The 10,638-nt window shown below is 71.1% G+C and carries 10 protein-coding genes; 7 read left to right on the forward strand and 3 right to left on the reverse strand.

Going from position 1 to position 10,638, the window contains the following annotated elements:
• Positions 1 to 128: 128 nt before the first annotated feature.
• On the forward strand, positions 129 to 1,421 hold the full coding sequence (locus UK12_RS18600; RefSeq protein ID WP_045304152.1) for a hypothetical protein: 1,293 nt from the start codon (positions 129 to 131) through the stop codon (positions 1,419 to 1,421).
• A gap of 135 nt (positions 1,422 to 1,556) precedes the next feature.
• Positions 1,557 to 2,933, forward strand: coding sequence for a hypothetical protein (locus tag UK12_RS18605; protein WP_156178800.1), 1,377 nt, complete (start codon positions 1,557 to 1,559; stop codon positions 2,931 to 2,933).
• Between the two features lie 64 nt (positions 2,934 to 2,997).
• On the opposite strand, the gene msrA is transcribed toward UK12_RS18605, so the two are convergent.
• Positions 2,998 to 3,663, reverse strand: a complete 666-nt coding sequence (msrA, locus tag UK12_RS18610) for a peptide-methionine (S)-S-oxide reductase MsrA (protein ID WP_045304154.1) — start codon at positions 3,661 to 3,663, stop codon at positions 2,998 to 3,000.
• Between the two features lie 218 nt (positions 3,664 to 3,881).
• Here msrA and UK12_RS18615 point away from each other — a divergent pair, with 218 nt between their 5' ends.
• The 4 genes from UK12_RS18615 (at position 3,882) to UK12_RS18630 (ending at position 8,506) form a co-directional block, all read left to right on the forward strand.
• A complete protein-coding gene (locus UK12_RS18615; protein ID WP_045304155.1) occupies positions 3,882 to 5,036 on the forward strand; it encodes a cystathionine gamma-synthase in 1,155 nt (384 codons plus the stop codon).
• 145 nt (positions 5,037 to 5,181) lie between these two features.
• Positions 5,182 to 6,393, forward strand: coding sequence for a threonine ammonia-lyase (ilvA, locus tag UK12_RS18620; protein ID WP_045304156.1), 1,212 nt, complete (start codon positions 5,182 to 5,184; stop codon positions 6,391 to 6,393).
• Positions 6,394 to 6,618: 225 nt separating this feature from the next.
• Positions 6,619 to 7,641: a daunorubicin resistance protein DrrA family ABC transporter ATP-binding protein gene (locus UK12_RS18625; protein WP_045304157.1), complete on the forward strand. Its 1,023-nt coding sequence runs from the start codon at positions 6,619 to 6,621 to the stop codon at positions 7,639 to 7,641.
• Between the two features lies 1 nt (position 7,642).
• Complete coding sequence (locus UK12_RS18630; RefSeq protein ID WP_082119736.1) at positions 7,643 to 8,506, forward strand: ABC transporter permease; 864 nt, start codon at positions 7,643 to 7,645, stop codon at positions 8,504 to 8,506.
• A gap of 97 nt (positions 8,507 to 8,603) precedes the next feature.
• On the opposite strand, the gene greA is transcribed toward UK12_RS18630, so the two are convergent.
• Positions 8,604 to 9,101, reverse strand: a complete 498-nt coding sequence (gene greA / locus UK12_RS18635) for a transcription elongation factor GreA (protein ID WP_045304158.1) — start codon at positions 9,099 to 9,101, stop codon at positions 8,604 to 8,606.
• A gap of 288 nt (positions 9,102 to 9,389) precedes the next feature.
• Positions 9,390 to 9,806, reverse strand: a complete 417-nt coding sequence (locus UK12_RS18640) for a DUF4307 domain-containing protein (RefSeq protein WP_045304159.1) — start codon at positions 9,804 to 9,806, stop codon at positions 9,390 to 9,392.
• A 150-nt stretch (positions 9,807 to 9,956) separates the two neighbouring features.
• On the opposite strand from UK12_RS18640, the gene mca reads away from it, so the two are divergent.
• Positions 9,957 to 10,638: mycothiol conjugate amidase Mca (mca, locus tag UK12_RS18645; RefSeq protein WP_045304163.1), on the forward strand; the 682-nt coding region annotated here is incomplete at its 3' end.

A 10,638-nucleotide genomic window follows, 5' to 3' on the forward strand; every position in this document is an offset into this window, starting at 1 on the left:
AGGTTTCGTATGCCCCTAGCCGCGCCCGACTGCGGTGCCGGGGGCCTGGTTCGACAGGGGAGCATCCCATCAACACCGCCCGCCGAGGGTTCGGCCGCGCCGCCCTCGCCTCCATCGCCTGCACCGTCGTGCTCGCCGCCGGACTGGCCGCCTGTGGCACCGTCAAGGAGCTCGGCGCCGCCGACAAGGTGTCAACCGCCTTCGAAGGGCTGGGTGATGGCAAGTCGCTGAAGGTCGAGCTGTCCGTCGACGCCACCCCGGCGGAGCTCATCGCCTTCAACAAGGCGGTGGACCCCGGGAAGCCGATGGAGCAGCAGAGTGCCCAGGCCGTCGCCGGGCTGACCTTCGCCTTCTCGCTGAGCTCCGACAAGCCGCTGAAGGACCTCGACTCCTTCAAGAAGGCCAAGGGTTCGGGCGACTACAACGCGATGTACTCGGACCCGGCGTTCAACTTCTCGTACACGCTGGCCGGCAAGGACGGCAAGGTCTACCTGGACGTCCGCCAGGTCAACGCCAAGATGTACGCGAAGCTCGACGTCGAGGGCTTCCTCAAGCTGGTCGGCGGGGAGGCGCCGTCGATCGGCGAACTGGCCGATTCGCTCCCGACCGACGCCAAGGCCGCCAAGGACGCCCTGGCGGGCAAGTGGATCTCCTTCGACCCCAGGACCATGGAGCAGATCGGCAAGGGCGCCGGCGCCGGCCGCGGTGTGCTTTCGCCCGCACCGACCCCGGACGCCAGGACCACCCAGGAGCTCGGCAAGTCCGTCCAGGGCATCCTGTCCCGGCGGCTCGCCTTCGAGGACAAGGGCACCAAGGACGGCGCCGACCACATCGTGGTCTCCGCTCCCGCGCGCGGGCTGGTCGAGGACCTGCTGAAGGCGTTCAGGCCGCTGGCCAAGGACGTTCCGAACCTGGCCGGTCTGCCGACCGCGGCGCCGACGGGGGTTCCGGACCGCAAGCTGGACCTGGACCTCTACCTCAAGGACAAGGCGCTCTCGTCCGCCTCCTTCGACCTCGCCCAGCTGTCGGAGAAGGCCGGTAAGGACGTCCACCTGCCGGTGAAGGTCGCCTTCGGCAAGGACGCCACCGCTGCTCAGGCGCCCTCCGGCGCAACCGAGTTCACCGCAGCCGACTTCCAGGGCGTCATGACCGCCGTCCTGATGGGCGGCATCGGCGAGGCGGGCGGCGGTGTCGGCCACCGCCCCGGTGCGGGTGCGGGTACCGGCTCGGGTTCCGGTTCCGGTTCCGGCTCTGGTGAGGGCGGTGGCACCGGCGGCCCGTCCAGGGCCACGGGTTCGAAGCTGACCGACGACCAGGTCAAGGAGCTGGCCAAGGCGGGCGGCGTCTCCGAGGAGACGATCCGCCTGATGGCCGAGAGCGGCCTGACCTACGACGACTTCAAGGACATGATGGAGAGCTAGGACTGACGCCTGGTCCGCTCTGCGGCCGTCGGCCTCGCAGGTTCCGCCGGAGCCTGCGAGGCCGCTGTCGTTTCCGCCCCTAGCTGCGGCAAAGAACCAGGCACGGGCAGGCAATATGCCTGTGATTTCACAGGTTTGTCTTTCGCATACGGAAATCTGGAGACTTCCATCAACACCGTTCGTCGCAGGGCCGGTCGTGCCGCCCTCGCCGCCGTCGCCGGTACCGCCCTCCTCGCCACCGGCCCGGTCGGATGCAGTTCCGTGCGGCAACTCGGCACCGCCGACCAGGTTTCACGTGCCTTCGCGCAGTTGGGCGAAGCCAGTTCGCTGAACGGCGAGCTGTCGCTGGACGCGACCGCGGACCAGATTCTCGCCTTCGACCGGGCGGCGCACACCGACGAACCGCTGTCGCGGACGCAGGCCGAGGGCCTGGCAGGGCTGACCTTCGGTTACTCCTTCCACGCGGACAAGCCGCTGAAGGAGCTGGACTCCGCCCGGCAGGGCGAGGGCGCGGCCGATGGCAACGGGCTCACCACCGCGTCGGGCCTCGACTACGCGTACCGGCTGACCGGCAAGGACGGCAGGTCCTACGCCGAGGCTCGCAAGGTCGGCGGCACGGCCTTCCTCAAGGCCGACACCGAGGGCCTGGCCAGGCTCTTCGGCGCCGACACGGCGGAGTACCACGACGTCGTGGACGGCGTTCCGGGCGGTCTCGGCCTGGCCGAGGCCGTGCTGGCGAACAAGTGGGTCGCCTTCGACACCAAGGGACTTGAGGCGCTCGGCGGCCGACCGGGCGCATCCGGGCGCCGCGGTCTGCCCGCCCCGGTGCCCTCGCTCGGTGCCGGCGCCTCGCGGGACGCCGGCCAGGCGCTGAAGGAAGTCCTCACGCGCGAGCTCGACTTCGCGGACCGGGGCAGCCAGGACGGCGTCCGGCACCTGGTGGTCTCCGCTCCGCTGCGCGCGCTGGTCAACGACCTGCTGGCCTCGTTCAAGCCGTTCACCAAGGACCTCCCCGCCCGGTCCAGGCTGCTGGACCGGCTCCCGGTGGACGTCCCGAGCCACCGGGCCGGGCTCGACGTCTTCGTGAAGGACGGGACGGTCTCCTCGGTCGGCTTCGATCTGGCCCAGCTGCTGGACGACTCGGCTGCCGACGCCCGGCTGCGGCTGAAGCTCTCCTTCGCCGAGGACGGCCCCGCTCCCCAGGCCCCGAGCGGAGCCGCGACCTTCACGGCGTCGGACCTGCTCGACGTCTTCGACGCCCTGACCGCGGGCGCCGACCCCGGCCTGGCCGGCTTCCCCGGCGGCCACGGTCGCTCCGGCGGGAGCGGGACCACCAGGCCCGCCCCGGCCGCTCCGCTGACCGAGGACCAGATCCGGGAGCTGATCGCCGACGGGCTGTCCAGGGAGGCGGTCCTGATGTTCAACCGGTCGGGGTTCGACTTCGACCGCCTCAAGCAGTTCGCCGAGGACCGCAGGACGGCCGTCGGCTCCCCGGCGCGCTCCGCGACCTGACGTCCGCCCGCCGCAGGACTTGAGGCGGCCGCCCCGGATCAGCCGCCGGGGTGGGCGGCCGAGGTCAGCCGTCCGCCTTGGCGACGCCGATCGGGCAGCTGGCTCCGGTGCCGCCGAGGCCGCAGTAGCCGTTCGGGTTCTTGGCGTCGGAGAGGTACTGCTGGTGGTAGGGCTCGGCGGCGTAGAACGGGCCGGCCGGGAGGATCTCGGTGGTGATGGCGCCCAGGCCGATGGCGGTGAGGGCGGGCTGGAAGGCGCCCCGGGAGGCCTCGGCGGTGGCGAGCTGGGCAGCGGAGTGGGTGTAGACGGCGGAGCGGTACTGGGTGCCGTGGTCGTTGCCCTGCCGGAAGCCCTGGGTGGGGTCGTGGGACTCCCAGAAGGTCTTGAGCAGCGTCTCGTACGAGACCACGGCCGGGTCGAAGACCACCCTGACCACCTCGGTGTGCCCGGTCAGCCCGGAGCACACCTCCTCGTACGTGGGGTTGGCGGTGTGGCCGCCCTGGTAGCCGACCAGGGTGGTCCAGACACCGGACAGCTGCCAGAACTTCCGCTCGGCGCCCCAGAAACAGCCGAGCCCGAAGTCGGCGACCTCGAGACCGGCCGGGTACGGACCGGTGAGCGGGGTGCCGAGCACGGTGTGCGGTTCGGTGAGCGCGGACGGCGCGACGTCCCGGCCGGGCAGCGCCTGCTCGGCGTTGACCAGGGCGTTCTTGTGGCGGTTGAACAGCAAGGCCTGCTCCAGGTGACTCCAGGGCCGCGCCCGCCGGTGGGCGGCGGGCCGGGACGGGCGGGTGGCCCCTGGTGCAACGTCCCGCACCCCGGCGGGATTCCGGGCCCGGGGGTCGTAGCGGCGCGGCGGGACCGGACACCGGCCGAGGACCGACGAGGACTGACGCTGTCCGACCGGTTTGCCGAGTGGCGCTCCGAGAGAGCACTAGGCTCACCGGTATGACCGAGCACCAGCTTCCCCAGGGCTTCGAGACTCTTGCCATCCACGCGGGTCAGGAAGCAGATCCCCAGACCGGGGCCGTCGTCACGCCGATCTACCAGGTGTCCACCTACAAGCAGGACGGTGTCGGCGGCCTCCGCGGCGGCTACGAGTACAGCCGCTCCGCCAACCCCACTCGGACCGCGCTCGAGGAGTGCCTCGCGGCGCTGGAGGGCGGCAGCCGCGGCCTGGCCTTCGCCTCCGGCCTCGCCGCCGAGGACACCCTGCTGCGCACCGTGCTGCAGCCGGGCGACCACATCGTCATCCCCAACGACGCGTACGGCGGCACCTTCCGCCTGTTCGCCAAGGTGCTGACCCGCTGGGGCGTGGAGTTCGACGTCGCCAACATGCAGGACCTGGCCACCGTGCGGGCGGCACTGCGTCCGAACACCAAGGCCGTCTGGGTGGAGACGCCCTCCAACCCGCTGCTCGGCATCGCCGACCTGACCGGCCTGGCCGAGATCGCGCACGGCGCGGGCGCGCTGCTGGTGGTCGACAACACCTTCGCCAGCCCGTACCTGCAGCAGCCGATCGCGCTCGGCGCGGACGTGGTGGTGCACTCCACCACCAAGTACATGGGCGGGCACTCGGACGTGGTCGGCGGCGCGCTGGTCGCGGCCGACGCGGAGCTCGGCGAGCAGCTGGCCTACCACCAGAACGCGATGGGCGCGGTCTCCGGCCCGTTCGACGCCTGGCTGGTGATGCGCGGCATCAAGACGCTGGGCGTCCGGATGGACCGGCACAGCTCCAACGCCGAGAAGATCGTCGAGCTGCTGAGCCGCCACCCCAAGGTCTCCCAGGTGCTCTACCCGGGCCTGGCCGAGCACCCGGGCCACGACATCGCCGCCAAGCAGATGAAGGCCTTCGGCGGCATGGTCTCGTTCCGGGTCGTCGGCGGTGAGGAGGCGGCGGTCGAGGTCTGCAACCGCGCCCGGCTGTTCACCCTCGGCGAGTCGCTGGGCGGGGTGGAGTCGCTGATCGAGCACCCCGGCCGGATGACCCACGCCTCGGTGGCGGGCTCCGCCCTGGAGGTCCCCGCGGACCTGGTCCGCGTCTCGGTCGGCATCGAGTCGATCGACGACCTGCTCGCCGACCTCGAGCAGGCGCTGGGCTGAGTCCCCGCCCGGGTGCGGGGAGCCGCTTCACGGGCGGCCGGGCGGCTCTGCGGAGCGCCGGTCGCGCGGTTCCCCGCACCCCGAGGGGTCGGCCGGGCAGCTCGGTGGCGGGCGCCGCCCGGCCGTGGCCTGCGAGACTGGCCGCATGCAGAGTTGGCCGATCACCACGGACGACGTCCGCGGTGCGCACAAGATGCTCGCCGGGGTCGCCCGGGTCACCCCGATGGAGAGCAGCCGGCACCTGTCCGCGCTGATCGGCTCCCCGGTGCACCTCAAGTGCGAGAACCTCCAGCGCACCGGTTCGTTCAAGCTGCGCGGCGCGTACGTGCGGATCGCCGGGCTCTCGCCGGTGCAGCGCGCCGGCGGGGTGGTCGCGGCCAGTGCGGGCAACCACGCGCAGGGCGTGGCGCTGGCGGCCTCCCTGCTGGGGGTGCGCTCCACCGTGTTCATGCCGGTCGCCGCCCCGCTGCCGAAGGTCGCCGCCACCCGGGAGTACGGCGCGGAGGTGCGGCTGCACGGCGCCACCGTGGACGAGGCGCTGCAGGCCGCGCGGCGGTACTCGGAGGCGACCGGCGCGGTCTTCATCCACCCGTTCGACCACTGGGACATCGTCACCGGGCAGGCCACGGTCGGCCTGGAGATCCTGGAGCAGTGCCCGGAGGTGCGCACCATCCTGGTCGGGGTGGGCGGCGGCGGCCTGATCGCCGGGATCGCGGCTGCGGTCAAGCCGCTGAGACCCGACGTCCAGGTGATCGGCGTTCAGGCGGCCGCGGCCGCCGCGTATCCGCCCTCGCTGGCCGCCGGGCGGCCGGTCACACTGGACCACTTCGGCACGATGGCCGACGGGATCATGGTCGGCCGCCCCGGTGACATCCCGTTCGAGGTGGTCAACACCCTGGCGGACGGCATCCGTACGGTCTCCGAGGAGGCGCTCTCGCGGGCCCTGCTGCTCAGTCTGGAACGGCTCAAGATGGTCGTCGAACCGGCCGGAGCCAGCCCGATCGCGGCGATGCTGGAGCAGCCGGAGAGCTTCCAGGGCCCGGTGGTCGCGGTGCTGTCCGGCGGCAACATCGACCCGCAGCTGATGCAGCGGGTGCTGCGGCACGGCCTCGCGGCCGCCGGCCGCTACCTCTCGCTGCGGGTCCGCCTCGCCGACAAGCCGGGCTCGCTGGCGGATCTGCTGGCGGTGCTGACCCGGGTGGACGCCAACGTGCTGGACGTGGCGCACGTGCGGATCGACCCCAGGCTCGGACTGGCCGAGGTCGAGGTGGACCTGCATCTGGAGACCAAGGGTCCCGGGCACTGCGCCCTGGTGGTCAGCGAGCTGGGTGACGCGGGGTACGTCGTCACCCAGTAGCCGGGCGGGCGTCGACTGTCCGACAGGTGCTGTCAGTGGTGGCTGGCAGGATTTGAGATCACGGCTTCACGGCATGTCGTCATGCCGGAGGTCCGAGCCTTGACGCGATATATCGCAATCTGCCATTCTCGCGATGTATCGCGTTTGCGCCCCGGCGGGCCAGGCAGCCTTTTCGGGTCATAACAGACAGAACGCACGAATCGCTACAGGAGATGAGGCAGGCCCATGGCGCCAGCCATCCAAGCCGAGAACCTGGTCAAGACCTTCGGGAACGTCCGCGCCCTGGACGGCGTCAGCCTGGACGTTCCCGAAGGCACGGTGCTCGGCCTGCTCGGTCCCAACGGAGCCGGGAAGACCACCACCGTCCGCGTCCTCACCACGCTGCTCCGGCCCGACTCGGGTCGGGCCACGGTCGCCGGGGTGGACGTGCTCAAGCACCCCAACCAGGTGCGCAGCCTGATCGGCCTCTCCGGCCAGTACGCCGCCGTGGACGAGTACCTGACGGGCCGTGAGAACCTCCAGATGGTCGGCGAGCTCTACCAGATGAGCTCCCGCGACGCGAAGGCCAGGGCACTGGAGCTGCTGGAGTGGTTCAACCTCACCGAGGCCATGGACCGCACCGCCAAGACCTACTCCGGCGGTATGCGCCGCCGCCTCGACCTCGCCGCCGCGCTGGTGGTCCGGCCGCCGGTGATGTTCCTGGACGAGCCGACCACCGGCCTCGACCCGCGCAACCGGCTGGCACTGTGGGAGGTCATCGAGACCCTGGTCGAGCAGGGCACCACCCTGCTGCTCACCACCCAGTACCTGGAGGAGGCCGACCGCCTCGCCCACGACATCGCCGTGGTCGACCACGGCAGGGTGATCGCCCGTGGCAGCGCCGACCAGCTCAAGGCGCAGATCGGCGGCGAGCGGGTGGAGGTCGTGGTGCACGAGCGCGACGACCTCACCGAGGCCCTCGCCGCCCTCACCCCCTATGCCAAGGGCGACCCGGCGGTGGAGAAGAACACCCGCCGGATCACCGTTCCGGTCAGCGGCGGCGCCAAGGTCCTCGCCGACGTGATCCGCGAACTGGACGCCCGTTCGATCGAGATCGACGACATCGGCCTGCGCCGCCCCACCCTGGACGACGTCTTCCTCTCCCTCACCGGCCACGCCGCCGAGGCCGGGGAGAACGGCGAGCAGCAGCCCGCAGCCAAGGGCCGCAAGGGACAGGCCCGTGAAGACAGCCACGGAGAGGGCGCCTGAGATGACCAGCACCACGGCCACCGAACACGCCATCGGCCACGCCGTCCCCGCGCAGCGCCGCGGTATCGCCGCCACCCTGCACGACTCCTGGGTGGTCGCCAAGCGCAATCTGCGACGCATGACCCGGATTCCCGAGATCGTGGTCTTCGGGCTGATGCAGCCGGTGATGTTCGTCCTGCTGTTCTCGTACGTCATGGGCGGCGCGATCCAGATCCCCGGGACGCACGCCAGCTCCTCCACGTACACCCAGTTCCTGATGGCGGGCATCTTCGCCCAGACCGTCACCTTCGCGGTGGCCGGTGCCTCCGCCGGTATCGCGGAGGACATGACCAAGGGCCTGGTCGACCGGTTCCGCTCGCTGCCGATGGCCCGCTCGGCGGTGCTGGTCGGCCGGACCCTCGCCGACCTCTGCCAGACCGCGTTCACCCTGCTGGTGCTGGCCGCGGTCGCGCTGCTGGTCGGCTGGCGGATCCACGACGGCCTGCTGCGGGCGCTGGCCGGCTTCGGGTTGCTGCTGCTGCTCGGCTACGCCTTCTCCTGGATCGGCGCACTGATAGGCCTCTCGGTCCGCAGCCCGGAGGCGGCCACCTCGGCCGGTCTGATCTGGCTCTTCCCGCTGACCTTCATCTCCAACGCCTTCGTGCCGATCACCAGCATGCCGGGCTGGCTGCAGACGGTGGCGTACTGGAACCCGTTCAGTGCCACCGTGCAGGCCGCCCGTGACTTCTTCGGCAACCAGGTCGGCCCGGTGGACCCGGCCTGGCCGATGCAGCACGCCGCGCTGGTCTCGGTCGCCTGGTCGCTGGTCATCATGGTGGCGTTCTCCTGGCTCTCGGTCCGCAAGTACCGCTCGGCGGCCGGCTGACCGCCACCGGGGACGGCCGCGGGCCGCCCGGCAGGAACGCCGAAGCGGCCGTGCCCCTCGAAGGGGCACGGCCGCTCTGGTGTCCGCAGGGGTCGGATCAGCCGTTGTACGGCTTGACCTCGACGATCTTCACGCCGGCCTGCTTGCCGTTCGGCAGCTCGTAGCTCGCGTCGTCGCCGACCTTCTTGCCGTCGATGGCGCGGCCGAGCGGAGACTGCGGCGAGTAGATCTCCAGGTCGTCGCCGACCACCTCGCGGGAGCCGAGCAGGAAGACCATGGTGTCGTCCAGGTCGCCGTCGAAGGCGACGGTCACAACCATGCCGGGGGCCACCACGTCGGAGTCCGCGGGGGCCTCGCCGACCTTGGCGCGCTCCAGGAGCTGGGTGAGCTGGCGGATGCGCAGCTCCTGCTTGCCCTGCTCCTCCTTGGCCGCGTGGTAGCCGGCGTTCTCCTTGAGGTCACCTTCCTCACGCGCGGCCTCGATCTTCTGGGCGATCTCGATGCGCCAGGGGCCGGTCAGGTGCTCCAGCTCGGCCTTGAGCTGGTCGTAGCCGGACTGAGTGAGCCAGGTCACGTTCTCGCTGGTCTGGGTCACGGGTGCTCCTCGTCGGTGCTGGGCTGTGCTGAGGGTTGGTCGTCAGCAGGGGTGGTGCCGTCGTATCTGGAAAAGGTGGGGCGGTCGTACTACAAAGCAACGCCCGCTCCCGGGCCGTCCGGCGCGGAAGGGGCGAAACCACGAGCCTAACAACTTCCGATCCCGAGTGGGAGAGGCCAGGACCGAGCCTGCGGGACGGATTCCCGTCCGGACCGGCGAGTATGCCTCGGCCGGGGACTTTCGGCGCCCCGCTCCGGCCCCTCGCTGCCGGGCCCGCCGGGACCCGCGCTACTTGGCGGGAGTGCACCCGAGGAGTTCGGCGGTGGTGCCCCAGTCGGTGGTCTTCAGGGCGACCACCTGGGTGTAGCTGCTGCCCGCGGCCGGTACCGGGAAGTCGTACTGGCCGACCACGCTGCCGTCCTTGCCCTGGGAACGGACCGTGCAGACCCCGCCGGTGCCGTCGTTCTTGTGCACCGACAGCTGGAGCTGCACCTCGTGCGCGGAGACCGGCTGGAAGGTCGGGACCGAGCCGTTCAGTACCGTCGCCCGCAGCAGGTACGACCCGCCGAGCCAGGCCACCAGGCCGAGGAAGAGCACCCCGCAGACGACGGCGGCGATCCGCAGCCGGCGGTCGGCCTCCCGGTCGCTGCGGCGGCTGTAGCGGCCCTCGGGAAGAACCTGGGTGGGCGTAGGGCTTGAGGTCATGGCGGGCTCGGTCCTTTCGACGAGGGGCGGTCGGCCGACGGAGGGAATGGACGAGCCCTTCAGTCAGTCACTATAGGAGGGGCCCGTCCGCGCCGGAGGCGGCGGGGGAGTCGGCCCGACGAACCGGATATTCCCGGAAGGAACCAGGCGTTGACTGAGCAGTTGCGACTGATGGCGGTGCACGCGCACCCGGACGACGAGTCCAGCAAGGGTGCGGCCACCATGGCCATGTACGTCTCCCAGGGCGTGGACGTCCTGGTCGCCACCTGCACGGGCGGGGAGCGCGGATCCATCCTGAACCCGAAGCTCCAGGGTGACCCGTTCATCGAGGCGAACATTCACGAGGTACGCGCCAAGGAGATGGACGCGGCCCGCGAGATTCTGGGTGTCAAGCAGGCCTGGCTGGGCTTCGTCGACTCCGGCCTGCCGGAGGGGGACCCGCTGCCGCCGCTCCCGGAGGGCTGCTTCGCCCTCCAGGACGTGGCCGAGGCGGCGGCGCCGCTGGTGAAGCTGATCCGCGAGTTCCGGCCGCACGTCATCACGACGTACGACGAGAACGGCGGCTACCCGCACCCGGACCACATCATGACCCACAAGATCTCCATGCTGGCCTTCGACGCCGCCGGTGACCCGGACGCGTACCCGGAGGCGGGCGAGCCCTGGCAGCCGTCAAAGCTGTACTACAACCACGGCTTCCCGATGGGCCGGATCCGTGCCCTGCACGCCTACCTCACCGAGCACGGCCACGACTCCCCGTACGGCGAGTGGATCGCGGGCTGGGAGAAGAGCGGCCGCAAGGAGCGCGAGATCACCTCCCGGGTCCGCTGTGAGG

Origin of the sequence: Saccharothrix sp. ST-888 (genome assembly GCF_000955975.1) — a bacterium.
Classification (GTDB): Bacteria; Actinomycetota; Actinomycetes; order Streptomycetales; family Streptomycetaceae; genus Kitasatospora.